This is a genomic window from Actinosynnema sp. NPDC002837 (genome assembly GCF_040295345.1).
In the GTDB taxonomy this organism is placed as follows: Bacteria; Actinomycetota; Actinomycetes; order Mycobacteriales; family Pseudonocardiaceae; genus Actinosynnema.
This window is the reverse complement of the sequence record NZ_JBEOVG010000003.1, coordinates 212234-235495: the sequence shown is the minus strand read 5'-3', so window position 1 is coordinate 235495 and position 23262 is coordinate 212234. Positions and strand designations below refer to the sequence as shown.

Sequence of the window (23262 nt, the reverse complement as noted above, 5' to 3'; positions counted from 1 at the left end):
CTCACGCCAATGTCGGCAAGGTGACGAGCGCCAGCTCGGCCGCCTTCTTCGCGTTGTCGCACATCTGCTCCTGGGAAGGCGTCTGCCCGATGGACGAGAAGTCCACGTACAGCTGCTGACCGTCGGCGACATCGACGGAGACGGCGCAATCCACGGTCGACGTGCCCTTGAAGGTGAGCTGCACGGCGGAGTAACCGCCCACCTCCACCTGCTCCACCGCGACGTTGCCGCTGCCGCGCCAGTACTCGATGCCCTTGCTCGTCACCAAGCCGACCTCATAGGTGACGCGAGGCGAGTCGTTGTTGTCGTACGCGCAGACCGGCTCATCGCCTGCCTTCACGATGTCGCCGTCGTTCCGCTCGGCTTCGACCACCGTGAGCTCTTTCATCTGCGCGGTGGTGAGGACCTTGCACGGGTCGATCCCGTCGAGCTTCACCTCGCGCGGGCGCGGCTTGTCGGGGGTCGCCGACGTCGCGGTGGACGTGGCCGTCGTCTCGCCGACGGGAGTGGCATCGCCGGGCTCGCGATTCGTGCAGCCCACGGCCACCAGTCCCAGGGTCGCGGCCACGATCACGACGCGAAGAACGCTAGTGGACACTCTTCGCCCCGAACGCCGTGGTGACTTCTTCCTCGGTGAACCCGTACTGCTCGGCCACCGAGCGCAGCTGCTTGACCAGGTTGTCGAGACTGTCGATGTACTGCCGGATGCGCTCGCCGTAGGAGTCGTCGGCTTCGACCAGCCTGCTGTTCCACGCCTCGGCCACCCCGGCGTTCACCGGGTCGGCGCCGTCCCCGAGTTCGACCCTGAGGTCCTTGGCGGCCCTCTGCCAGGCCTTGTTCAACCGGTCCGCCTGGTCGTCGATGATCTTGCCGGCCTGCAGCACGGTGTCCCGGCTGACTTCGAACTTCTGACCCGACACCGGACTGGCGGCCATCGTGTCGTTCAGCCGCTTCTCCGCCATGAACATGTCGCCGACCGCCTTGCCGACGGCTCCCCCCGCGGCGGCGACGGCTCCTAGTAGGCCGGTCTCCTGTTCCACGACGTCCTACCCCCGTACGGTCGGTAACGGATTGAACCCGGTTCGAGGCTACCAACGACCACGTGAGCCAGGTCTGAGGTTGGACGAAGAAACGCCCGCGCCGGTTCCGCCGGGTCGGCGGGCGGGTGAACTGTCGCCGAAGACACAGACGGCACGCCGACCAAGTCGTGGTCGGCGTGCCGGTGGTCACGGCCGCGGGACCAGGAGGGCGCGGACGTGGTGCGAGCGGGCCTAGGGGGTGGTGATCTCGTCGTTCGCCGCACGCAGCGCGATGTCCGTGCGGTGGTGGGAGCCGGTCAGGTGGACGCCCTCCAGCCGGCGGTAGGCGTCGGCGCGGGCGTCGGCCAGGGTCTTGCCCGTGCCGACCACCGACAGGACTCGGCCGCCGATCGAGACGACGGCGCCGTCCTCGCGGCGGCGGGTGCCCGCGTGCAGGACGCCCTCGGCCTCGGACCCGCTGATCACGTCACCCGTGCGCGGCCGGCCCGGATAACCCTCGGCGGCGATCACGACGGTCACGGCGTGGCCCTCGGCCCACTCCAACGGCGGCACGGACGCGAGGGTGCCGGTGGCGGCGGCGTGGAACAGGGCCGCCGGCGGGGTGCGCAGCAGCGCCAGGACGGCCTGCGTCTCCGGGTCGCCGAACCGGCAGTTGAACTCGATCACCTGCGGGCCGGTGGAGGTCAGGGCCAGGCCCGCGTACAGCAGGCCGGTGAACGGGGTGTCGCGGCGCGCCAGCTCGTCCACGACCGGCTGGACGCAGGTTGACACGATCGTGTCCACGAGGTCGGGCGCGGCCCAGGGCAGGGGCGAGTACGCGCCCATGCCGCCGGTGTTGGGGCCCGAGTCGCCGTCGCCGACGCGCTTGAAGTCCTGCGCGGGCAGCAGCGGCACCACGGTGGCGCCGTCCACCAGGCAGAACAGCGAGACTTCCGGCCCGTCGAGGAACGACTCCAGCAGCACCGGGTGGCCGTGGTCGAGCAGCGTCATGGCGTGCGCGCGGGCCACGGCTCGGTCCGCGGTGACGACCACGCCCTTGCCCGCGGCCAGGCCGTCGTCCTTCACGACCCACGTCGGGCCGAAGCGGGTCAGCGCCGAGTCGAGCCGGGCCGGGTTGTCGACGATCTCCGAGGTGGCGGTCGGCACGCCCGCGGCGGCCATGACGTCCTTCGCGAACGCCTTGGAGCCCTCGATCCGGGCCGCCGCGGCCGACGGGCCGAAGCAGGGGATCCCGATGGCGCGCACGGCGTCCGCCGCACCCGCCACCAGGGGCTGCTCCGGCCCGACCACGACCAGGTCGGCGTTCCACTCCTTGGCCAGGGCCGCGACCGCGCCCCCGTCGGTGACGTCGACCCCGTAGGTCTCGGCGACACCGGCGATGCCGGCGTTGCCGGGCGCACAGGCCAACGCGATCACCGAAGGATCCCGCGACAAAGCGAGGACAAGGGCATGTTCACGGGCGCCAGACCCGATGACCAGGACACGCACGGTGCGGAAGCCTAGATGACCCTCCCGGTCATTCGCCCAGTGCGTCCAGCGAGCCGGGGTGCAGCGGCACCGGATCGGTCATGCCGGCCTTCTCCTTGCGGATGTCCTTCGCCGCCGGGTGCACGGCCTCCAGGTCCGACTTCTTCTCGTAGATGAGCTTGGTCACGGCGCACGCGTCGCCCTCGGGGAAGTCCGTGCGCACGAGCAGCACGTTGGGCACGGCCACCGTCGGCACGTCCGCCGGCTGCCCGTAGGTCGCGGCCGGGATGACGCCCCGGTCGTACACCTCGTTGATCTTCTTCAACGCGTCGAGCTGCGGCGTGATGTCGAGGAACTTGACCTTGTCCTTCAGCGACGTGGTGATGTCGGTGATCTGCGCGGTCGGCAGGCCGCCGGACCAGACGAGGCCGTCGATGCTGCCGTCCTTCATCCCGTCCGCGGTCTTGGCCAGGTCGAGCCGCTGCGCCTGCACGTCGGTCTCCGGGTTCAGCCCGGCCGCCGTCAGCAGCCGCTGCGCGATCACCTCCGTGCCCGACTTGGGCGACCCGGTCGAGATCCGCTTGCCGCGCATGTCGGCCACGGAGTCGATCCCGGAGTCGGTCCTGACCAGCACCTGCGTGTAGTTCGGGTACAGCCTGGTCAGCGCCTGCACCTGCTGCGGCTTGCCGTCGAACGCGCCCTTGCCCGCTACCGCGTCCGCCGCCGTGTCGGCCAGCGAGAACGCCACGTCGTAGTCGCCCGCGACGAGCTGCTGGATGTTCTGCACCGACGCGCCGGTCTCCGCGGCGGTGGCCTTGAGCTTGGTGTTGTCGCTGATCAGCTTCGCCAGCCCGCCGCCGACGACGTAGTACACGCCGCCGGAGTTGCCGGTCGCGATGGTGATCCGCCCGTCCGCCGCCTCGCAGGCGGCTCCGCCCGGGTCGCCGCTCGATGCGGCCGGGGTCTGCTTGCCGCCGCACCCGGCGGCGACCACGCCGACCGAGAGCACGGCCACCGCGACCTTAAGCGTCCAGCTGCGCATGCTGTTCCTTCCTCCGTAGGACGACGTGCACCGCGACCGCGACCAGCAGGAATCCCAGGCCGACGGCGATGGTGAGGGGTTGCAGGTAGAGCAGGGCGACGGCGGCGGGCGCGCACAGCACGCGTTCGGGCCACCGCGCGCGACCGAACATCCAGCCGCCGGTGAGCACGGCCAGCGCGGCCACGCCCAGCGCGGAGACGGCGAACACCCACACGCCGTCGAGGAACGACGTGCGCAGCAGCAGCCCGGCGCCGTTGTCGGTCAGCACGAACGCCAGCGGCACCAGGAACGCGGGCAGCGTGTACTTCCACGTCCGCCACATCGTCTTCATCACGTCGCCGCCGGTGATCGCGGCGGCGGCCACGGCGGCGAGGGCCGTCGGCGGCGTCACCTCGGACAGCACCGCGTAGTAGAAGATGAACATGGCCGCTTCCTCACGCGCCACGCCCAGCTCGATCAGCGCGGGCCCGATGACGACCCACGAGATGATGAACGACGCCGTCACCGGCACGGCCAGGCCGAGCAGGCTCACCGCGACCGCCGCCAGCACCACCGTGACGAACAGCACCGCGGTCGGGTTCGACGAGATCGCGCCGGCCACGTCGACCAGCGCCGCCGCCAGCTCCTGGCCGAGCCCGGTCTTGGTGATCGTCGACGTGATCACGCCCGCCGCCGCGCACACCGCGATCACCGGCAACGCCGACCGCACGCCGAGCGACAGCGAGTCCGCCATCGCCCGCAGCCACGCCCGCACGTCACCGCGCTTGGCCACCAGCGCGAACAGCGCCGCGACACCGGTCGCGTAGACGACGGCGGAGAACACCGGGATGTCCAGGGCGAGGAACACCACGATCACCGCGAGCGACAGGAAGTGGTACCCGCCCTGCTTGAGCAGCGCCCACGGGCTCGGCGAGTCGATCTCCACCGGCTTCGCGCCGAACTTGCGCGCGTCGATCTCCACGGCCAGCGCGATGCCCAGGTAGTACAGCAGGGTCGGCAGGATCGCCCAGATCAGCACCTGCAGGTAGGACGTCTCCAGGTACTCGGCGATGATGAACGCCGCCGCGCCGAGCGTCGGCGGGGACAGGATCGCCCCGATGCCGGACGCGGCCAGCAGCCCGCCCGCGTTCTCCTTCGGGTAGCCGGCCTTCTTCAGCATCGGCCAGGTCACCGCGCCCAGCGACACGGTCGTCGCGGTGCCCGACCCGGACACGGTGCCGAGCAGGAACCCGGCGGTGGCGGCGGTGCGGCCCGGCGCGGTGCGCGACTTGCGGAACGCGGAGAAGCTGATGTCCACGAAGAACGTGCCGGCGCCGGACGCGTTCAGCACCGACCCGTAGATCGTGAACAGCACGATGTACGTGGCGGCGACGTCCAGCGGCGTCCCGTAGAACCCCGTCGCGTCGTTGTAGAAGCCGTTGATGATCTGCGAGAAGTCCACGCCGGCGTGCGAGATCGCCCAGGACGGTGGCAGGAACCCGCCGTAGTAGGCGAACGCGATGAACCCGACGCAGACGATCGGCAGCACCCAGCCGGTGGTCCGCCGGCACGCCTCCAGGATCAGCACCAGCAGCAGGGACCCGGCGACGACGTCGAGCGCGGTCAGCTGCCCCTGGCGGTCGAGGAACGCGTCGAACCCGCCGAACAGGGGGTACGCGCCCACCACGAACGCGCACACCGCCGCCACCCAGTCCACGACACCGGGGTCGTCGGCCTCGCCGCGCCTGCCGCGCGGCCGGTAGCAGAGGAAGACCAGCGGCAGCGTGACCGCCAGGAAGATCACCAGGTAGTACTGGCCGCCCTTGCTGAACGGCCAGAACACCTGCTTGAGCACGAGCAGCGCGATGGCGAGACCCGCCACCCACACGCCCAGCTCCCAACGCCGGGACAAGGCGCGCGACGGGCGCTCCTCGTCGTACTCGGCGAGCAGTTCGTCTACTTCGACCTGCGGCTTGGTCGGCACGCGCACCCCTTCGTGTCGCGCTGGATGAAGCGCTCACGAAGCTACTTGTGTCGCCGGTCACAGCCATAGAGCGACCGTCTAAAGGGACTGTAAAGACCGCTGCGCCGGGGACGGCCCGATCACACGATCCGGGCGTCGACGTAGCACCACCGCCAGTCCTCGTCCGGCTCGAACGACCGCATCACGGGGTGCTCCGAGGCGTGGAAGTGCGCGGTCGCGTGCCGGCGCGGGCTGGAGTCGCAGCACGCGACGTGCCCGCAGGACAGGCAGATCCGCAGGTGGGCCCAGTTGTGCTCACCGGCGGCCAGGCAGTCGGCGCAGCCCTCGGGGTTGTCCGGGGTGACGGAGTCCGGGAGATCCGGGACGTGAGGACAGGTCATACCGGTCATCATCACGCAAGATTGCGCCATGCACGGTCCGGAACTGCTCCTGTTGCTCGTCGGCGCGCTGCTCGTCACGGCGGCGGCGAAACGCCTCAACTGGTCGGCCCCGCTGGTGCTGGTGGGCGTCGGGCTGGCGGTGTCGTTCATCCCGGGCCTGCCGGAGTTCGCCCTGGAGCCGGAGCTGATCCTGGTCCTGGTGCTGCCGCCGCTGCTGTACTCGGCCGCGCTGGACAGCTCCTACCACAACATCCGGGCGAACCTGAGGCCTATCGGCCTGCTCGCGGTGGGCCTGGTGCTGGCCACCACGATGGCCGTCGGCTGGGTCGCGCACCTGGTCCTGCCCGGGCTGTCGCTGCCCGCGGCGCTGGTGCTGGGCGCGGTGGTGGCGCCGCCGGACGCGGTCGCCGCGGTCGCGGTCGGCCGGCGGCTCAACCTGCCGCGCCGGACGATGACGCTGCTCACCGGCGAGAGCCTGATCAACGACGCGACCGCGCTGACGGCGTACAAGGTGGCCGTCGCGGCGGCCGCCGGCGCCGCCGCGACCTGGGTGGACGGCACCCGCACGTTCGTGATCAGCGCGGGTGGCGGCGTGCTCGTCGGGTTGGCGATCGGCTGGTGCGTGCGGCGGATCCGCGACCGCCTCGACGACGGCGTGCTGGAGAGCGCGCTCGGCATGCTGGTGCCGTTCGGCGCGTACATCTTCGCCGAGGAGCTGCACGCCTCCGGTGTGCTCGCGGTCGTCATCGCCGGGCTCTACATCGGGCACAACGCGCCGCGCAGCTCCTACTACACGCGCCTGCAGGACACGGCGGTGTGGCGGTCGGTGGACGTGCTGCTGGAGTCGTTCGTGTTCGCGTTGATCGGCTTGCAGCTCAACAGCGTGGTGCGGGAGGTGGACATCACCGCCGGCCTGGTGTGGGCGGCGGCGGCCGTGCTGGCGGCGACGATCCTGGTGCGGTTCGTGTGGATGTACCCGGCCGCGTACCTGCCGCGGCTGCTGTCGAAGCGGGTCCGGGAGCGCGAGCCCGCGCCGGGGTGGCGCGGCGTGACGGTGCTGTCGTGGGCCGGGATGCGCGGCGTGGTGTCGCTGGCCGCGGCGAGCGCGTTGCCGCTCGACCTGCCCGGACGCGAGGTGATCGTGTTCTGCGCGTTCGTGGTCACCGTGGGCACGCTGCTCGTCCAAGGCCTGACGCTGCCGCTCGTGATCCGCAAGCTCGGGTTCCGCGGCGACGAGGAGCGGACCGACGCGTTGGCCGAGGCGCAGGTGCAGCACGCCGCCGCGCAGGCCGCCGTGCGCAAGCTCGACGAGGTGATCGGCGGCGACGACGGCACGTCGGAGGAGGTCGTCGACCGGCTGCGGCTCATGGCCGAGCACCGCGGCAACGCGGCGTGGGAGCGGCTGGGCAGGCAGGAGGACGAGAGCCCGGCCGCGTCGTACCGGCGGCTGCGGCGCACGATGCTGGAGGCCGAGCGGCAGGTGTTCATCCAGGCGCGCGACGACGGGCAGATCGACGACGAGGTGCTGTTCCGGGTGCTCCGCGAACTCGACCTGGAGGAAGCGGCCATATCCAGGGAGTGACGAACCCCGAACCACCCACTACGCGTTCACCGTGACGTGGCCTGTGCTTCGCCTTAGCGTGTCCGGGACGTCGCGGTGCGCGACGAGGCTGCCGCGCGTCAGGAGTGAAGTCGAGGAGGTCGGCGATGGTGCGGACGAGGATCGTCGGGGTGGCGCTCGCGGCGCTCGCGGTGACGGGGGCGGTGGTGCTGCCCTCGGCGTCGGCGAGCGGTGACGCGGAGGTGGCGTCGTCCCGCAAGGGCCCGCTGGTGATCGGCCACCGCGGCGCGTCGGGCTACCGGCCCGAGCACACGCTGGCCGCGTACGAGCTGGCCGCGCGGATGGGCGCCGACTACATCGAGCCCGACCTGGTGGTGACCAAGGACGGCAAGCTGGTCGCCCGGCACGAGAACGAGATCGGCGGCACCACGGACGTCTCGGCGCGCCCGGAGTTCGCCGGGCGCAAGGCGACCAAGGTCATCGACGGCACGTCGATCACCGGCTGGTTCACCGAGGACTTCACGCTCGCCGAGCTGAAGACGTTGCGGGCCAAGGAGCGCATCCCGGAGGTCCGGCCGCGCAACACCCTCTACGACGGCCGGTTCGAGGTGCCGACGCTGGAGGAGGTCATCGACCTGTCCCGCCGGCTGACCCGCGAGCTCGGGCGCGACATCGGGATCTACCCGGAGACCAAGCACCCGACGTACTTCCAGGACATCGGCCTGCCGCTGGAGCCGCGCCTGGTCGACGTGCTGACGAAGGCGGGCCTGAACCGGCACGGCGCGAAGGTGTACGTGCAGTCGTTCGAGGTGGCCAACCTCAAGCAGCTCAAGGGGAAGCTGCGGGTGCCGCTGGTGCAGCTGATCAACGGGTCGGGTGCGCCGTACGACTTCGTCAAGGCCGGTGACAAGCGCACCTACAGCGACCTCGTGACGCCGGAGGGGCTGCGCGAGATCCGCACCTACGCCAACGGCATCGGTGCGGCGAAGGACCGGATCATCCCGCGTGACGCGGCGGGTTTCCTGCGCGAGCCGACCACCTTGGTGCGTGACGCGCACACGCGTGGCCTGATCGTGCACGCCTGGACGTTCCGCAACGAGAACACGTTCCTGCCGGCGGACTTCCGCAGGTCCACCGACCCGGCCGCGTACGGCGACGCGTTCGGCGAGTACGCGAAGTTCTACGCAACGGGCCTGGACGGCGTGTTCGCCGACAACCCCGACACCGCCGTGGAAGCCCGCAACAGCCGATAACCCTCACGACACCGGGGGACGCCCGCACTCGCGCGAGCACGGGCGTCCCCCGACGATCAGGCCCCGCCGTGAACGGCTTCGCGAGGGTCCCCGCCAAGGGGAACCCTTGCTGCGATTCTACCGACGGGGTCCGACAATTCCCGGCCGTCGTCGACCGGGGGCTCGGCGAGCAGGCCGCGCCGGGCGAGAATCGGACGGACGCCTTCGCCGAACCAGTAGGCCTCCTCCAGGTGCGGGTAGCCGGAGAGCACGAACTCCTCCACGCCGAGGCCGTGGTACTCCTCGATCAGGTCCGCGACCTCCTCGTGGCTGCCCACCAGCGCCGTGCCCGCGCCGCCGCGCACCAGCCCGACGCCCGCCCACAGCCCGGGGTGGACCTCCAGGCCGCGCACGCCCCGGCCCAGGTCCCCACCGTGCAGCGCCACCATCCGCTGCTGCCCCACCGACTGCGACGCGCGCAGCTGCTCCTGCGCCCTGGCCACCTGTCCGGGGTCCAGCGCCGCCAGCAGCTTCTCCGCCTCACGCCACGCCTCGGCGGACGTGTCGCGGCTGATCGTGTGCACCCGCACGCCGAACCGGATCGGCCGGTCACCGGCCAGCGCGCGCACCCGGCCGATCTTCTCCGCCACCTGCGCCGGCGGCTCGCCCCACGTCAGGTACACGTCGGCCCGCCGCGCCGCGACCGGCAGCGCCGCGTCCGACGACCCGCCGAAGTAGATCGGCGGCACGGGGTCCGGCGCGGCCATCACCGTCGCGCCCGACACCCGGTAGTGCGTGCCCGCGAAGTCGACCGGCCGCCCCGACCACACCGCCCGCAGCACGTGCAGGAACTCGTCGGTCCGCGCGTACCGCTGGTCGTGGTCGAGCCAGTCGCCGAACCGGCGCTGCTCCACCTCGTCCCCGCCGGTCACCACGTTCAGCAGCAGCCGCCCGCGCGAGATCCGCTGGTACGTCGACGCCATCTGCGCGGCCAGCGTCGGTGAGATCACCCCGGGCCGGAACGCCACCAGGAACTTCAGCGTCGACGTCCGCGCGAGCAGCGCCGCCGTGGTCAGCCACGCGTCCTCGCACCACGTGCCGGTCGGCGTCAGCACGCCGCTGAACCCGTTGTGCTCGGCCGCCGCCGCGACCTGCGCCAGGTAGTCGACGTCCGGCTCGCGCAACGCCGCCGCGCCCAGCGACCGGTTGGCGTGGAAGCGCTCCACGACGGTCCGGCCGTCACCGGACGTGGGCAGGAACCAGTGCAGCACGACGCTCACGACAGCTCCCCCTGGAAACGGGTGTCCACGAAGTCCCGGAACCGCACCGCGCCCGGCAACGCGCCGTCCGCCGTGAACGCGTCGGCCAGCTCCTGCTCGGACGCGATCACCGCGTCGTCCAGCGGCACCGGCAGGTCGCCGCCGCGCTCCACGGCCGCCCGCGCCACCTCGGGCTTCAGCCCGGTCTCCGCGGCCCACACCCGCGCCCACTCCTCGCGGTGCGCGTCGGCCCACCGCTGCGCCCGACTGATCCGCTTCACGAACTCCTTGATCGCCTCGCCCTTGCCCGGCGACCCCAACGCCGCCCGCCCGGCCACCTGGAACGTGTAGCCGTTCGACTTGCCGCGCCCGTCGGTCAGCACCCGCGCGCCCGCCTCCAGCTCGGCCTGCGCCGTGTAGGGGTCCCACACCGCCCACGCGTCCACCCGCTTCTGCGTGAACGCCGAGTACGCGTCCGACGGCTGCAGGAAGTTGAGCGTGACGTCCTTGGTCGACAACCCGGCCGCGGCGAGCGTCAGCAACACCTGCCCGTGCGCCGAACTGCCCTTGGCGACCGCGATGCCGCGCCCCTTGAGGTCCTGCACCGTCCGCACCGCCGAGTCGGACGGCACCAAGAGCGCGTCGCCCTCCACGCTGCCCTTCGCCGAGTACACCGCGGCGATCCGCGCGTTCGCCGCCGCCGCGAAGATCGGCGGCGTGTTCCCGACGCCGCCGACGTCGATCGCGCCCGCCGACGCCGCCTCCAGCAACGGCGGACCGGACGTGAACGTGGACCACTCGATCGGGTAGGGGAAGTCCTCCAGCAGCCCGGCGGCCGTCAGCAGCGCCTTCGAACCGCCCTTCTGGTCGCCGACCTTGAGCACCACCGGCCCGTCCGCCGACGACGCCGTGCCGCAGCCCGACAGCGCCAGCACCGCGACCACCAGCGCGCTAAGCAGCTTCGACATCGTCCACTCCCAGGTTCGACAGCACTTGCGACCGCAGGTCGGCGAAGGACGCGCGGCGCCGCGGTCGCGGCAGGTCGACGTGGTGCTCGGCCACGATCCGACCTTCGGCCAGCACCACGACGCGGTCGGCCAGCAACAGGGCCTCGTCCACGTCGTGGGTCACGAACAGCACGGCGGGCCGGTGCTCCCGCCACAGCCGCGCCACCAGGTGGTGCATGGCGAGCCGGGTCAACGCGTCCAGCGCGCCGAACGGCTCGTCCAGCAACAGCAGCTCCGGCTCGCGCACCAACGCCCGCGCCAACGACACGCGCTGCGCCTCGCCGCCGGACAACGTCGACGGCCACGCGTCGGCGTGATCGGCCAGCCGCACCTCGGCCAACGCACGCTCCGCCACGACCCGGCCATCCACACCGCGCAGCCCCAGCGAGACGTTGCGCCACACCCGCCGCCACGGCAGCAGCCGGGGCTGCTGGAAGGCGACCGAGACGCGCTCAGGAACCGCGAACGTCCCCTCGACGTCACGGTCGAGCCCCGCCAGGACCCGCAGCAACGTCGACTTGCCGCACCCGCTGCGCCCCAGCAGCGCCACGAACTCGCCGCCCGCGACGTCCAAGTCGAGCCCGGCCAGCACCCGGCGCGGCCCGAAGTCCTTGACCAGCCCCCGGACCCTCACCGCGCCCGCCACCGCAGCACCCTCCGCTCCAACGCGCGCACCAGGGCGTCCGTGGTCAGCCCGAGCAGCGCGTAGACCAGCAGGCCCACCACGACGACGTCGGTGCGCAGGAACTCGCGCGCGTTGTTGATCAGGTAGCCGATGCCCGCGTCCGCGTTGACCTGCTCGCCGACGATCAGCGACAGCCACGCCGTGCCGAGCGCGATCCGCAGGCCCACCAACGTCTGCGGCACCGCCGACGGCAGCACGACGTGCGCGACCCGTTCGAACCGCGAGTAGCCGAGCACGCGCGCGGCTTCCAGCAGCGCCGGGTCGGTCTGCCGGATGCCCGCGTGCAGGTTCAGGTACAGCGGGAACGCCACACCGGCCGCGACCAGCGCCAGCTTCGGCTCCTCGCCGATGCCGAACCACAGGATGAACAACGGGATCAGGCCGAGGTGCGGCAGCGTGCGCAGCATCTGCACCGGCGGGTCGAGCAGCCGTTCGCCCCAGCGGGACAGGCCGGAGGCCAGGCCGAGGGCGCCGCCGACGGTCGCGCCCAGGGCGAACCCCACCGCGACCCGGCTCGACGACACCAGGAACGCGTCCACCAGCTGCCCGTCCAGGACGAGCTCGTAGGCGGACCGGAACACGGTCAGCGGTGACGCTAGCTTGTCCGGCGGCAACACGCCCGAGCTGCTCGCGGCCTGCCACAGCAGGACCAGCCCGAGCGGGCTCAGCCACCGGGTCAAATCGGGCCACTTGCGTCGTTGTGGAGCGGGTGCGCGGGCCGGGGCAGTGGATTCCGGACGCACGACGACACCCGCGGTGGAAACCGACACGGATTTCTCCCAGCGGACAACGGGAACATCGGACGCGCTGATCAGCGAGTCAGAGTTTCGATATCCGACCGAGGAGAGTCAACGTCTCCCGAATTGTGAAAATGCCTCCGGGACCGATTGCGTCGGTCCCGGAGGCACTGTTGTCCGAACGGGGCGTCAGCCGCCCAGCATGTCGTGGCGCACGATGGTCTGGTCGCGACCCGGGCCGACGCCGATCGCGGACATGCGGGCGCCGGAGATCTCCTCCAGGTGCTCGACGTACGCGCGGGCGTTCGCGGGCAGCTCCTCGAACGTGCGGCAGTGGCTGATGTCCTCGAACCAGCCCGGCAGCTCCTCGTACACCGGCACGGCGTGGTGCACGTCGGTCTGCGTCATCGGCATCTCGTCGATCCGCTCGCCGTCGATCGTGTAGCCGACGCAGACCGGCACCTTCTCCAGGCCGGACAGCACGTCCAGCTTGGTCAGGAAGTAGTCGGTGATGCCGTTGACCCGCGCCGCGTACCGCGCGATCACCGCGTCGAACCAGCCCGTGCGCCGCGACCGCCCGGTCGTCACGCCGAACTCGCCGCCGGTCTTGCGCAGGTGCTCGCCCATCTCGTCGTTCAGCTCGGTCGGGAACGGACCCGAGCCCACCCGCGTCGTGTACGCCTTGAGGATGCCGATCACCGTGGTGATCCGCGTCGGCCCGATGCCCGAACCGGCGCTCGCGCCGCCCGAGGTCGGGTTCGACGACGTCACGAACGGGTAGGTGCCGTGGTCGACGTCGAGCAGGGTGCCCTGCGAGCCCTCCAGCAGCACCGTCTCGCCGCGCTCCAGCGCCTGGTTGAGCAGCAGGCGGGTGTCGGCGATCCGGGAGGTGAACTTGGTGCCGTGCTCCAGCACGCTGTCCACCACCTGCTCGGGGTCGAGCGCCTTGCGGTTGTAGACCTTGACCAGCACCTGGTTCTTGAAGTCCAGCGCGGCCTCGACCTTCTGCCGGAGGATCTTCTCGTCCAGCAGGTCCTGCGCGCGCACGCCGACGCGGGCGATCTTGTCCTGGTAGCACGGGCCGATGCCGCGGCCGGTGGTGCCGATCTTGGCCTTGCCCAGGTACCGCTCGGTGACCTTATCGATCGCCACGTGGTAGGGCATGATCAAGTGCGCGTCCGCGGAGATGAGCAGCTTGCTGGTGTCGACGCCCTGCTCGTCCAGGCCGGCCAGCTCCTCGAGGAGCACGCCGGGGTCGACCACGACGCCGTTGCCGATGACGCTGGTCACGCCAGGGGTGAGGATGCCGGAGGGGATCAGGTGCAGGGCGAACTTCTGACCGTCGGGCAGCACCACGGTGTGCCCGGCGTTGTTGCCGCCCTGGTACCGGACCACCCACTGCACCCGGTCACCGAGCAGGTCGGTTGCCTTGCCCTTGCCCTCATCGCCCCACTGGGCACCGATCAGCACGACGGCCGGCATGTGAAACTCCAAGCGGTTGGACGGGTAAGAGCCGAATGCCTGCGACGGCCGAGCCGTCAGTGGACGGCTGTTGAGGGTAGACCAGGAGATGAAGGTGCGCGGAATCGTGCTGGCCTGCGGAAACTCGCAGTTGCCAATGATCACGGACGGTGACCGTTTCGAGGTCCGCCACGTGGCGGAACGGCCCGGAAAGGCCGAGGTGGACGCGGTTCTCGCCGATTCGGGTGACAAACGTCTCGTCGTGCACGGCACGGACGGCGACCTCAACGCCGTCGTGCTGCGACTGCTGCGCACCGAACGGCTCGCCGACGTGCCGATCGGGTACGTGCCCGCGGACCCGGGTTCCGAGGTGGCCAAGCTCTGGGGCCTGCCGACCGACCCGGGCCGCGCGCTCGACCTCGCCCTGTCCGGCGACCCCGACCCGGTGCCGCTGGTCCGCGACGACGTCGGCGGCGTGCTCGTCGGCCTCGGCTCGCTCGGCCCGGTGCGCGGGGTCGGCTACGGGGACGACACCGTGGTGCTCCGCGGCCAGGCGTCCCGGCTGGAGGTGACCCCGGACCCGGAGGGCGGCCTCGGGCTGGTGGTGCGCGTCATCCACAAGCGGCTGTTCGGGCGGAAGGTGACCAGCACGTCGGCGCGCGCGTTCCAACTCGGCTGCCTGCCGGTGCAGGTGAACTCGGACGGCGTCGCGCACCCGCGGCCGATGAGCAAGTGGACCTGGTACCGCCACACGGAAGAGCTGCGACTGGTCCGCGGGTTGTAGTGACGGAGGAATTTTCTAGCCCGCCATTCAGGCGTCACTCGAAGCGTTGTAACGGAAGGAGAATTGACCCAAGGTAATTCCGACAGCTTCCAACTAGGAAGGTCGGAATTATGTCAACGGTCAACAAAACCGCGCGATTCTCGATCTATTCCCTGCTCCTGGCTGGTGCGCTGGCAGTCGGCCTGGTCAGTCCCGCCCAGGCGACGCCGCCGAACATCCCGAGCACCAGCACCGCCCTGTCGGAGCTGGCCGCGCTCAGGGTGGCCACCGAAGGCTCGACCAGCGGCTACTCGCGGGACCTGTTCCCGCACTGGAGCACCGTGTCGGGCGCCTGCAACACCCGCGAGACGGTGCTCAAGCGCGACGGCACGAACGTGGTCACCGACTCCAGCTGCGCGGCCACGTCCGGCCGCTGGTACAGCCCGTACGACGGCGCGACGTGGACCGCGGCGTCCGACGTGGACATCGACCACGTCGTGCCGCTGGCCGAGGCGTGGCGCTCCGGCGCGTCGTCGTGGACCACGTCGCGGCGGCAGTCGTTCGCCAACGACCTGACCAACCCGCAGCTCATCGCCGTCACCGACAACGTCAACCAGGCCAAGGGCGACCAGGACCCGGCGCTCTGGAAGCCGCCGCTGACCTCGTACTGGTGCACCTACGCGAAGATGTGGACGCGCTCGAAGTACAAGTGGGGTTTGAGCGTGAACTCGGCGGAGAAGTCTGCACTGCAAAGCATGCTCGGGAGGTGCTGACGAGGAGATGGCTGACCTGTCTTCCGCGTTCGTGGCCGGCCCCGGCGGCGTCATGACCGACGAAGTCGGCGTGGTGACCGGGGACTTGGAGCTGCGGACCACGCTGGACAACGGCGAGCTGCGCGCGCTGGTGCGCTACGAGGGCGCGGAGGAGTGGTACGCCGTCACCGGCGCCTCGTGCCGCCTGGCCGACGAGAAGGACCACGAGGCGGTGCACGCCGTCCTGCTCGGCGTGCTGAACCGCCCCGAGGGCTGACCCGCCCGCGAAGTCGCGTCGGTCGTTCGTGTCCTGATTTCCCGGCGATCACGCTTTCGGCCGTCGGGACATCAGGGCGCGAACGACCGACTTCCAGGCGACTTCGCCGCCGTCCGCGGAGCAGCGGCCAGGTCACCGCAGCGGCGGCAGCGAACCGGCGGCGTCCGCCCTGGACAACCCGGTGGCCTGCAAGAGGTCCACGGCCACCGACCGGACCTGGGCCAGCACCACCTTCGTGGAGAACCCCTCGCCGCCCAGGTGCCGGGTCGTGGCGCACGCGGCCGCCTCGCAGATCGCCGCACGCGCCTTCTTCGGCTCCTCGCCGCGCTCCAGCTCGGCGCGCAGCACGTCCACCGCGTCCGCGTACCGCCGCAGCACGTCGGGCAGCACGTCCGGCATCCGCTCGCCGTCCCGCAGCGCGGCCAACGCCCGCCGGGCCAGCACCCTGGTGTTGCGCAGCGCGTAGTCCACCGGCGTGGCGGCCGTGCCGTAGCGGCCGAGCTCGTGCCGCCTGCGCCAGCGGATCGGCGCGATGGTCGCGATCTCGCCGCCGGTCTTCAACGCCGACGCGAACTCGTCCACCGCCTCCTGGCTGCCGCGCAACCGCGCCAGCACCCCCGCCGCCTGCACGGCGTCGGACTCGGCCACCGCCGTCGCCACGCCGCGCAACGCCTCGGTCAGCTCGCCGAAGACCACCTTCGCCTGCCGGTGCGCCACGGTCAGCGGGTTCGCCGGCAGCAGCGCCGTCACGGCCAGCCCCACCAGGCCGCCGACCAGCGCGTCCACCATCCGGTCCAGGCCGCCGCCCGCGCTGGGCGGCAGCAGGGTCGCGACCAGCACCGCCGACGAGCCGGACTGCAGCGCGATCACCGCGCCACCGTCCAGCAGCACCGCCGTGGACATCGCCAGCGCCACGACCAGCGCGATCTGCCACGGCCCGGACCCGATCAGCGAGATCAGCACGTCGCCGACACCCACGCCGACGGACACGCCGACGACCAGCTCCACGACGCGCCGGAGCCGCTGCCCCAGCGACACGCCGAGGCAGACGACCGCGGCGATCGGCGCGAAGAACGGGTGCGCGTGGCCGACCACCTCGGTGGCCACCAGCCAGGACAGGCCGGCGGCGAGCGCGGCCTGAACGATCGGCAAGGCCGTGCTCCGCCACCGCTTCAGCCTGCGCGCCACCTCGTCGCGCACGGCCCCCACGTGCTCAGCTCAGGCCGAGCGCGGCGGGCGCCGCCGGGTCGCTGTCGCCGAGGAACTTCCGGCAGCGCTCGTACTCCTCGGTCTCCCCGATCTCGTCGGCGGCCCGCGCCAGCGCCGCCAGCGCGCGCAGGAAGCCCTGGTTGCCGCGGTGCGACCACGGCACCGGGCCGTGGCCCTTCCATCCCGAGCGGCGCAGCTGGTCCAGGCCGCGGTGGTAGCCGGTGCGCGCGAACGCGTAGCCGGCGACCGGGTCGCCGGTCTGCAGCGCCCGCTCGGCGAGCAGCGCCCACGCCTCGCTGAAGTCGGGGTAGGCGCGGACGATCTTGGCCGGGTCGGTGCCCGCCTCGGCGGCGGCCTGCGCCTCCGGGCGGTCCGGCAGCAACGTGGGTTCGGGACCGAGCAGGTTCTCCATGCCGTCAGCTTAGGAATACCCGGGCCACCGCAGCGACCAGTGCCAGCACCAACGCGGTGACGATGACGCCGGCGACGACCTTCTTGCCCATGAAAGCGCTCCTCGGTTCTCAGTGAACTCTCAGGGCGGCACCTTTCCCCGTTGAGGCCATTCGGAGCAACGAAGGTCACCTGTTAGCATGAGTCCTGCCCGGAATGCGCTGGTCATCGACGTCCCCTAGGGGATGTTCCGGGAAATTCCAGGGCGGGGCACCCTTCCAGCCTCTCCGGTCGGGACGCATCATGGGCGGGTGAACATGGGGGTAACCAATCGCGTCGCGCGTTTCCGCGACCAGTACTGGGAGCGCGGCGAGCCGGGGCGCGCGACGCCACCGGCGCTCGTCGCCTCGCTCTACAAGCTCTGGCTCGTCGGTCTGCTGCTCAAGCTGATCGGCTCCTCGTGGGACGTGGCCTGGCACTTCAAGTGGCTGCGCGACGAACTGGCGCCACCGCACCTGATCAACACCCTGGGCACGGTGATCGTGGTCGGGCTGACGCTGTTCCACACCTACACCGGCTACGGCGCGGACAAGACCGCGCTGCGGCTGATGCAGTGGGGCACCGGCGTCTTCCTGGTCGCGCTGCCCATCGACCTGATCAACCACCGGATCAACGGCCTCGACATCACGTCGTGGAGCGGCTCGCACGCCCTGCTGTACCTGGGCACCGCGATCATGATGGCGGGCGCGATCCGCGGGTGGATCAAGCTCTACCCGGAGGGCGGCCGGTGGCGGGTGCTCGGCCTGACCGGGCTGTGGCTGCTGTTCCTGGAGAACATGTGGTTCCCCAACCAGCACCAGGAGTACGGCGTGCTGGAGATCGCCTCCTGGGACCGCGGCGACCCGTACGCCGAGCCGAGCCTGCTCCAGTTCGCCGCCGACCAGATCGGCCGGCCCGTCGACCGCGAGTCGATCGTCCAGTTCTCGCTGCCCATCCCCGACTGGGTCTACCCGGTGTGGGGCCTGGTCGCGGCGGCGCTCGTGCTGGTGATCGCCCGGCGCACGATCGGCGTGCCGTGGGCGGCGACCGCGGTGGCGGGCGGCTACGTCGCCTACCGCCTGCTGATCTGGCCGCTGCTCGGCGTCGCCGACTTCCCGCTGTCGACCGTGCCGGTGTTCCTGCTGCTCATCGGCCTGGCCGTGGACGCCGCGCACCTGGGCAGGCTGCCCGCCCGGCTGGCCGCGGTGCTCGGCTCGGCGGCCGTCACGGGCCTGGGCTACGGCGGGATCTGGGTGCTGCAGGCGCTGGACGCCGCGCCGCCGATCCTCTACCCGTCCGCGGCGGTGACGTTCGTCGTGCTGGCCGCGCTCTGGCTGGTCGCCGACCGGGTCAAGGTGGGGGAAACCCCCCGACGGCCCCTGGTGGCCGCCTGATTCCGATCGACCCCGTTCCCCTCGAGGATCAGTCGGGTGGCACCCGAACCCTTGGGGGGAACTTTTATGCGCCGACTTCTCCGCGCGACGATCGCCGGCACGCTGGTCCTGTCCCTGACCGCGACCACCGCGGGCCTCGCGACCGCGGACGCGCCGAACCGGCTGGCGAGCGCGGTCGACCAGGCCCTGGCGGCGGGCGTCCCCGGTGTCGTCGTCCGGGTGGACGACGGGCGCGGCCGGCCGGTGGAGGTCGTCCGGCAGGCCCGCTGGACGCTGTCGGACCACCGGCTGCGCCCCGGCGACGAGTTCAAGATGGCGTCCAACACCAAGACGGTGTCCGCGACCCTGGTCCTGCAACTCGTCGCCGAGCAGCGGCTGAGCCTGGACGACCCCGTCGAGCGCCGGCTGCCGGGCGTGGTGCCGAACGGCTCGGCGATCACGCTGAGGATGCTGCTCAACCAGACCAGCGGCCTGTTCGACTACCTCGACGACCCGCGCCTGCACGGCCTGCTCACCGGGCAGCAGCCGCACGCGTGGACGCCTGACGAACTGCTCGCCGTGGCCCTCTCGCACCCGCCGCTGTTCGCGCCCGGCGAGCGGTGGGACTACAGCAACACCAACTACACGCTGATCGGCCTCGTGCTGGAGGCCGTGACCGGCCGGCCGTACACCGAACTGGTGCAGCGGCGGATCCTCGAACCCCTCGGCATGAGGGACACCTACTTCGCCGACGGGACCGGGTTCCGCGGCCGGCACGCCCACGGGTACGAGCCCGACGCCGAGCACCTCGGCCCGCTGCTCCCGCCCGGGCAGCCCGTCGGCGACGGCTTCGCCGGCCCCCGGCGCCACGAGCACGTCGACGTGACCGGGATCGACCTCGGCCCGGCGTGGGCCGCCGGCGGCCTGCTGTCCACCGCCGCGGACTGGCACCGGTTCCTCGCGGCGCTCATGTCCGGCCGGCTCGTCCCGCGGCACCTGCTCGCCGAGATGCGCGACGCGGTGCCCCAGGGCGGTGCGAGCGCCAACGGCTACGGCCTCGGCGTCATGGAGGTCAGGACGTCCTGCGGGACGGTCTGGGGCCACTCCGGCGGCTTCCCGGGCTACCGCAGCCACAACTACACCGACGTCACCGGCGCCCGCACGGTCACCGTGCTGATGACGACCACCTTCGCCCTGGCCGCACCGGCCGCGGCCGCCGCCCAGGCGGAACTGGTGGACGCCGCCGTCTGCCGCATGAACCGCCGGTAGCGCGGACGCGGAACGGCCCCCTCCGGAACCGGAGGGGGCCGTTCGCCGTGCGGGGGCGTCTCAGCCGGCGATCATGCGGCCGGACGACTTCAGGTGCTCGCACGCCTGGGCGATGCGGGCGGCCATGCCCTGCTCGGCGGCCTTGAGGTAGGACCGCGGGTCGTAGGCCTTCTTGTTGCCGACCTCCCCGTCCACCTTGAGCACGCCGTCGTAGTTGCCGAACATGTGGCCCACGATCGGCCGGGTGAACGCGTACTGCGTGTCCGTGTCGATGTTCATCTTGATCACGCCGTACGTGAGAGCCTCGTGGATCTCCTCCAGCAGCGAGCCGGAGCCGCCGTGGAAGACCAGGTCGAACGGCTTGGAGCCGGCCGGCAGGCCCAGCTTCTCGGCCACCACGTCCTGACCCTGCTTGAGGATCTCCGGGCGCAGCTTCACGTTGCCCGGCTTGTACACGCCGTGCACGTTGCCGAACGTCGCCGCGACCAGGTAGCGGCCCTTCTCACCGGCGCCGAGGGCGTCCACCGTCTTCAGGTAGTCCTCGGGCGAGGTGTACAGCTTCTCGTTGATCTCGTGCGCGACGCCGTCCTCCTCGCCGCCGACGACGCCCACCTCGATCTCGAGGATGATCTTCGCCTTGGCGGTGAGGTCGAGCAGCTCCGACGCGATCTTCAGGTTCTCGTCCAGCGGCACGGCCGAGCCGTCCCACATGTGCGACTGGAACAGCGGGTTGAGCCCGCGGTCCACCCGCTCCTGGCTGATCGCGACGAGCGGCCGGACGTAGCCGTCGAGCTTGTCCTTCGGGCAGTGGTCGGTGTGCAGCGCGATGTTCACCGGGTACTTCTCGGCGACCACGTGCGCGAACTCCGCCAGCGCAACCGCGCCGGTCACCATGTCCTTGACCTTGGTGCCCGAGGCGAACTCGGCACCACCGGTCGAGACCTGGATGATCCCGTCGCTCTCGGCTTCTGCGAAACCACGCAGGGCCGCGTTGAGGGTCTCGGACGAGGTGACGTTGATCGCGGGGTAGGCGAACTCGTTCGCCTTCGCGCGGTCGAGCATCTCGGCGTAGACCTCGGGGGTTGCGATGGGCATCGGTGGGTCCTCCTCGGGTGCCCGGAACGCGGTGTCGGCAGCATCCTACGGGCACCGGCCGGCGAGCGAAGATGATCAACGGCATAGTGGTGTCATGGCGATCGCACGGTGGAACGGCGAGATCATCGCCGAGAGTGACCAGACCGAGATGGTGGAGGGGAACCACTACTTCCCCCTGGAGTCGGTGCGCACCGAGTACCTCAGGCCGTCGGACACCACGTCGGTCTGCCACTGGAAGGGCAAGGCGAGCTACTACACGCTGCACGTCAACGGCCAGGACAACACCGACGCCGCGTGGTACTACCCGCAGCCCAGCGAGGCCGCGGCGAACATCAAGGACCACGTCGCGTTCTGGAACGGCGTGGAGATCTCCGAGAACTAGTCCTCCAGCGCGGCCGCGACGTCGCGCAACGCCTGCTGGGCGTCGGGGGAGCCGACCACCTGGACGGCCACGTGGTCGGCTCCCGCGTCGTGGTGCTCGCGCAGGCGCCGCGCCACCCGTTCGACCGGGCCCCACGCGACCAGGGCGTCCACCAGCCGGTCGCTGCCGCCGCCGGCCAGGTCGTCCTCGGTGAAGCCGTTGCGCAGCCAGTTGCGGGTGTGGTGCGGCCTGCCCAGGTAGCCGGCCAGCGCCTCCCGCCCCAGGTCACGGGCCCGTGCCGGGTCCTCCTCCAGCACGACGTGCTGCTCGGGGGCGAGCACCGCGCCCGAGCCGACGGTCTCGCGCGCCCTCGCGGTGTAGTCGGGCGTCACCAGGTAGGGGTGGGCGACGCTCGTCCGGGCGGCGGCGAGCCGGAGCAGGCGCGGACCGAGCGCGGCCAGCGCCAGGCGGTCGCGCGGCACGTCCAGCTCGTCGAGGTAGTGGATCAGCTTCTGGTACGGGCTGTGATGCACCTCACCCACGAGTTCACCGTTCCCGGTGCCGATGCCGACCAGGAACCGGTCGGTCCACGCGAGCGCCCGGTAGCCGTCGTTGACCTCGCCGGCCGGCGTCGTCCACACGTCCATCACGGCCGTCGCCACGGTGATCTTCTCGGTCGCGTCCAGGAGCTCGGAGACCGTGGTCATGACGCTGCCGTCGGGCGACCCGCCCAGCCACAGGGCGCCGAAACCGAGCTCCTCCAGCTCGGCGGCGTCCTCGCCGCGGCCCACCCACCGCGCGGCCCGGTCCCACACGCCGTACCTGCCCAACTCGACCGTCATTTCGTCTCCCCGCGAACTAGGTGCTGACGACTGCCAACCGCGCCGCGGCACCATTTAGTCCTGACTTCTCCATTCGGCGCGAATGGACCGGTCCGCCTAGCTTCGCGACATGACGAAACTCGGAACCAGCGACCTCGACGTGTCGCGCCTGTGCCTGGGTGGCAACGTGTTCGGCTGGACCGCCGACGAGGAGGCCTCGTTCGCCGTGCTGGACGCGTTCGCGCAGGCCGGCGGCACTTTCGTGGACACCGCCGACTCGTACTCGGCGTGGGCCGAGGGCCACGTCGGCGGCGAGTCGGAGACGATCGTCGGCCGGTGGCTGCGCGAGCGGGGCAACCGGGACTCGATCGTGGTCGCGACCAAGGTCGGCATGCTCCGGGGGTTGGACGACCTCAAGGCCGCCACGATCGAGCGGGCCGCCGAGGACTCCCTCCGCCGCCTCGGCGTGGACCACATCGACCTGTACTACGCGCACAAGGACGACCTCGACACGCCGCAGGAGGAGACGCTGGCGGCGTTCGACCGGCTGGTCCGCGCCGGGAAGGTCCGGCACGTCGCCGCGTCCAACTACAGCGCCGAGCGGCTCACGTCCGCGCTCGCCGTGTCCGAGCGCGAGGGCTTCGCCCCGTTCGTCGCGCTCCAGCAGCCGTACAACCTCGTGGACCGCTCCTACGAGGGAGAGCTGTCCCGCGCGGTGGCCGACCACGGGCTCGCGTCCGCGCCGTACTGGGGCCTGGCGAAGGGCTTCCTGACCGGCAAGTACCGGCCGGGCGTCACGGTGGACAGCCCGCGGGCCGCCGCCGCCTCGAAGTACCTGGACGAACGCGGCCTGCGCATCCTCGCGGCGCTGGACGAAGTAGCGGCCGGCCACGACACCACCCAGGCGGCGGTCGCCCTGGCGTGGCTGGCGGAGCAGCCGACGGTGGCCGCGCCCATCGCGTCGGCGCGCACCACCGACCAGCTCGCCGCCCTGCTCCCGGCCCTGGAGCTGCGGCTGACGGCGGACGAGGCGGCGGCGCTGACCGCGTCCAGCGCCGTTTAACTCTCCAGTAGCTTAC

Annotated in this window: 24 protein-coding genes; 9 read left to right on the top strand and 15 right to left on the bottom strand. The window is 71.4% G+C overall.

Features of this window, described 5'->3' with window-relative positions; genetic code table 11:
- Nucleotide 1: 1 nt before the first annotated feature.
- From ABTZ99_RS03865 to ABTZ99_RS03840, 6 genes are all read right to left on the bottom strand, one after another.
- Nucleotides 2–568, bottom strand: coding sequence for a DUF3558 domain-containing protein (locus tag ABTZ99_RS03865; RefSeq protein ID WP_498771790.1), 567 nt, complete (start codon nucleotides 566–568; stop codon nucleotides 2–4).
- A gap of 19 nt (nucleotides 569–587) precedes the next feature.
- Nucleotides 588–1040 carry a hypothetical protein gene (locus ABTZ99_RS03860; RefSeq protein WP_499607919.1) on the bottom strand — a complete coding sequence of 151 codons (453 nt, stop codon included), beginning with the start codon at nucleotides 1038–1040 and terminating at the stop codon, nucleotides 588–590.
- 231 nt (nucleotides 1041–1271) lie between these two features.
- A complete protein-coding gene (purD, locus tag ABTZ99_RS03855) occupies nucleotides 1272–2528 on the bottom strand; it encodes a phosphoribosylamine--glycine ligase (protein WP_498771786.1) in 1257 nt (418 codons plus the stop codon).
- 28 nt (nucleotides 2529–2556) lie between these two features.
- Nucleotides 2557–3549, bottom strand: coding sequence for a TAXI family TRAP transporter solute-binding subunit (locus tag ABTZ99_RS03850; protein ID WP_498771784.1), 993 nt, complete (start codon nucleotides 3547–3549; stop codon nucleotides 2557–2559).
- Entirely contained in the window at nucleotides 3530–5512 is a 1983-nt protein-coding gene (locus ABTZ99_RS03845; protein WP_498771782.1) for a TRAP transporter permease, read from the bottom strand. Before ABTZ99_RS03845 ends, ABTZ99_RS03850 begins: the two co-directional genes overlap by 20 nt.
- A 119-nt stretch (nucleotides 5513–5631) precedes the next feature.
- Complete coding sequence (locus ABTZ99_RS03840) at nucleotides 5632–5892, bottom strand: UBP-type zinc finger domain-containing protein (protein WP_498771780.1); 261 nt, start codon at nucleotides 5890–5892, stop codon at nucleotides 5632–5634.
- Between the two features lie 28 nt (nucleotides 5893–5920).
- Here ABTZ99_RS03840 and ABTZ99_RS03835 point away from each other — a divergent pair, with 28 nt between their 5' ends.
- Nucleotides 5921–7474: a Na+/H+ antiporter gene (locus tag ABTZ99_RS03835; protein WP_498771778.1), complete on the top strand. Its 1554-nt coding sequence runs from the start codon at nucleotides 5921–5923 to the stop codon at nucleotides 7472–7474.
- Between the two features lie 125 nt (nucleotides 7475–7599).
- Nucleotides 7600–8706 (top strand): glycerophosphodiester phosphodiesterase, encoded by a 1107-nt coding sequence (locus tag ABTZ99_RS03830; protein ID WP_498771776.1) that lies wholly within the window; start codon nucleotides 7600–7602, stop codon nucleotides 8704–8706.
- A gap of 56 nt (nucleotides 8707–8762) precedes the next feature.
- Here the strand turns inward: ABTZ99_RS03830 and ABTZ99_RS03825 are convergent, their stop codons facing one another.
- From ABTZ99_RS03825 to ABTZ99_RS03805, 5 genes are all read right to left on the bottom strand, one after another.
- On the bottom strand, nucleotides 8763–9965 hold the full coding sequence (locus tag ABTZ99_RS03825; RefSeq protein ID WP_499607914.1) for an LLM class flavin-dependent oxidoreductase: 1203 nt from the start codon (nucleotides 9963–9965) through the stop codon (nucleotides 8763–8765).
- The gene (locus ABTZ99_RS03820; protein ID WP_498771772.1) at nucleotides 9962–10912 is read right to left on the bottom strand and encodes an ABC transporter substrate-binding protein; all 951 of its coding nucleotides are present in this window, start codon (nucleotides 10910–10912) and stop codon (nucleotides 9962–9964) included. Before ABTZ99_RS03820 ends, ABTZ99_RS03825 begins: the two co-directional genes overlap by 4 nt.
- Nucleotides 10896–11597, bottom strand: coding sequence for an ABC transporter ATP-binding protein (locus tag ABTZ99_RS03815; RefSeq protein WP_499607910.1), 702 nt, complete (start codon nucleotides 11595–11597; stop codon nucleotides 10896–10898). Before ABTZ99_RS03815 ends, ABTZ99_RS03820 begins: the two co-directional genes overlap by 17 nt.
- Entirely contained in the window at nucleotides 11582–12406 is an 825-nt protein-coding gene (locus ABTZ99_RS03810) for an ABC transporter permease (protein ID WP_498771768.1), read from the bottom strand. The genes ABTZ99_RS03815 and ABTZ99_RS03810 overlap by 16 nt, the downstream gene beginning before the upstream one ends.
- Nucleotides 12407–12562: 156 nt before the next feature.
- Nucleotides 12563–13855 carry an adenylosuccinate synthase gene (locus ABTZ99_RS03805; protein WP_498771766.1) on the bottom strand — a complete coding sequence of 431 codons (1293 nt, stop codon included), beginning with the start codon at nucleotides 13853–13855 and terminating at the stop codon, nucleotides 12563–12565.
- 88 nt (nucleotides 13856–13943) lie between these two features.
- Between ABTZ99_RS03805 and ABTZ99_RS03800 the strand changes: the two genes are divergently transcribed.
- From ABTZ99_RS03800 to ABTZ99_RS03790, 3 genes are all read left to right on the top strand, one after another.
- Nucleotides 13944–14618, top strand: a complete 675-nt coding sequence (locus ABTZ99_RS03800) for a diacylglycerol kinase family protein (RefSeq protein ID WP_498771982.1) — start codon at nucleotides 13944–13946, stop codon at nucleotides 14616–14618.
- A 110-nt stretch (nucleotides 14619–14728) separates the two neighbouring features.
- On the top strand, nucleotides 14729–15370 hold the full coding sequence (locus tag ABTZ99_RS03795) for an HNH endonuclease family protein (protein WP_498771764.1): 642 nt from the start codon (nucleotides 14729–14731) through the stop codon (nucleotides 15368–15370).
- Nucleotides 15371–15377: 7 nt separating this feature from the next.
- Nucleotides 15378–15626, top strand: a complete 249-nt coding sequence (locus ABTZ99_RS03790; protein ID WP_141980007.1) for a hypothetical protein — start codon at nucleotides 15378–15380, stop codon at nucleotides 15624–15626.
- Between the two features lie 132 nt (nucleotides 15627–15758).
- On the opposite strand, the gene ABTZ99_RS03785 is transcribed toward ABTZ99_RS03790, so the two are convergent.
- Nucleotides 15759–16835, bottom strand: a complete 1077-nt coding sequence (locus ABTZ99_RS03785) for an FUSC family protein (RefSeq protein WP_499607906.1) — start codon at nucleotides 16833–16835, stop codon at nucleotides 15759–15761.
- Between the two features lie 4 nt (nucleotides 16836–16839).
- Nucleotides 16840–17247 carry a DUF3151 domain-containing protein gene (locus ABTZ99_RS03780; RefSeq protein ID WP_230570781.1) on the bottom strand — a complete coding sequence of 136 codons (408 nt, stop codon included), beginning with the start codon at nucleotides 17245–17247 and terminating at the stop codon, nucleotides 16840–16842.
- 295 nt (nucleotides 17248–17542) lie between these two features.
- On the opposite strand from ABTZ99_RS03780, the gene ABTZ99_RS03775 reads away from it, so the two are divergent.
- Together ABTZ99_RS03775 and ABTZ99_RS03770 are read left to right on the top strand one after the other, a co-directional pair.
- Nucleotides 17543–18658 carry a hypothetical protein gene (locus ABTZ99_RS03775; protein WP_499607971.1) on the top strand — a complete coding sequence of 372 codons (1116 nt, stop codon included), beginning with the start codon at nucleotides 17543–17545 and terminating at the stop codon, nucleotides 18656–18658.
- A 66-nt stretch (nucleotides 18659–18724) separates the two neighbouring features.
- Nucleotides 18725–19906, top strand: a complete 1182-nt coding sequence (locus ABTZ99_RS03770) for a serine hydrolase domain-containing protein (RefSeq protein ID WP_499607903.1) — start codon at nucleotides 18725–18727, stop codon at nucleotides 19904–19906.
- Nucleotides 19907–19966: 60 nt separating this feature from the next.
- Here the strand turns inward: ABTZ99_RS03770 and fbaA are convergent, their stop codons facing one another.
- Nucleotides 19967–21001 carry a class II fructose-bisphosphate aldolase gene (gene fbaA, locus ABTZ99_RS03765; RefSeq protein ID WP_498771756.1) on the bottom strand — a complete coding sequence of 345 codons (1035 nt, stop codon included), beginning with the start codon at nucleotides 20999–21001 and terminating at the stop codon, nucleotides 19967–19969.
- 94 nt (nucleotides 21002–21095) lie between these two features.
- On the opposite strand from fbaA, the gene ABTZ99_RS03760 reads away from it, so the two are divergent.
- Nucleotides 21096–21383, top strand: a complete 288-nt coding sequence (locus tag ABTZ99_RS03760) for a DUF427 domain-containing protein (protein WP_498771754.1) — start codon at nucleotides 21096–21098, stop codon at nucleotides 21381–21383.
- Here the strand turns inward: ABTZ99_RS03760 and ABTZ99_RS03755 are convergent.
- Entirely contained in the window at nucleotides 21380–22204 is an 825-nt protein-coding gene (locus tag ABTZ99_RS03755; RefSeq protein ID WP_498771752.1) for a TIGR03620 family F420-dependent LLM class oxidoreductase, read from the bottom strand. The two genes, ABTZ99_RS03760 and ABTZ99_RS03755, sit on opposite strands and share 4 nt — an antisense overlap.
- A gap of 109 nt (nucleotides 22205–22313) precedes the next feature.
- Between ABTZ99_RS03755 and ABTZ99_RS03750 the strand changes: the two genes are divergently transcribed.
- A complete protein-coding gene (locus ABTZ99_RS03750) occupies nucleotides 22314–23246 on the top strand; it encodes an aldo/keto reductase (protein WP_499607900.1) in 933 nt (310 codons plus the stop codon).
- Nucleotides 23247–23262: the final 16 nt, after the last annotated feature.

Coding starts and splice junctions, on each gene's coding strand:
- ABTZ99_RS03850 (WP_498771784.1), bottom strand. CDS start 3,549: ATGCGCAGCTGGACGCTTAAGGTCGCGGTGGCCGTGCTCTCGGTCGGC.
- ABTZ99_RS03840 (WP_498771780.1), bottom strand. CDS start 5,892: ATGACCTGTCCTCACGTCCCGGATCTCCCGGACTCCGTCACCCCGGAC.
- ABTZ99_RS03835 (WP_498771778.1), top strand. CDS start 5,921: ATGCACGGTCCGGAACTGCTCCTGTTGCTCGTCGGCGCGCTGCTCGTC.
- ABTZ99_RS03830 (WP_498771776.1), top strand. CDS start 7,600: ATGGTGCGGACGAGGATCGTCGGGGTGGCGCTCGCGGCGCTCGCGGTG.
- ABTZ99_RS03820 (WP_498771772.1), bottom strand. CDS start 10,912: ATGTCGAAGCTGCTTAGCGCGCTGGTGGTCGCGGTGCTGGCGCTGTCG.
- ABTZ99_RS03805 (WP_498771766.1), bottom strand. CDS start 13,855: ATGCCGGCCGTCGTGCTGATCGGTGCCCAGTGGGGCGATGAGGGCAAG.
- ABTZ99_RS03800 (WP_498771982.1), top strand. CDS start 13,944: ATGAAGGTGCGCGGAATCGTGCTGGCCTGCGGAAACTCGCAGTTGCCA.
- ABTZ99_RS03795 (WP_498771764.1), top strand. CDS start 14,729: ATGTCAACGGTCAACAAAACCGCGCGATTCTCGATCTATTCCCTGCTC.
- ABTZ99_RS03790 (WP_141980007.1), top strand. CDS start 15,378: ATGGCTGACCTGTCTTCCGCGTTCGTGGCCGGCCCCGGCGGCGTCATG.
- ABTZ99_RS03780 (WP_230570781.1), bottom strand. CDS start 17,247: ATGGAGAACCTGCTCGGTCCCGAACCCACGTTGCTGCCGGACCGCCCG.
- ABTZ99_RS03775 (WP_499607971.1), top strand. CDS start 17,543: ATGGGGGTAACCAATCGCGTCGCGCGTTTCCGCGACCAGTACTGGGAG.
- ABTZ99_RS03770 (WP_499607903.1), top strand. CDS start 18,725: ATGCGCCGACTTCTCCGCGCGACGATCGCCGGCACGCTGGTCCTGTCC.
- fbaA (WP_498771756.1), bottom strand. CDS start 21,001: ATGCCCATCGCAACCCCCGAGGTCTACGCCGAGATGCTCGACCGCGCG.
- ABTZ99_RS03760 (WP_498771754.1), top strand. CDS start 21,096: ATGGCGATCGCACGGTGGAACGGCGAGATCATCGCCGAGAGTGACCAG.
- ABTZ99_RS03755 (WP_498771752.1), bottom strand. CDS start 22,204: ATGACGGTCGAGTTGGGCAGGTACGGCGTGTGGGACCGGGCCGCGCGG.
- ABTZ99_RS03750 (WP_499607900.1), top strand. CDS start 22,314: ATGACGAAACTCGGAACCAGCGACCTCGACGTGTCGCGCCTGTGCCTG.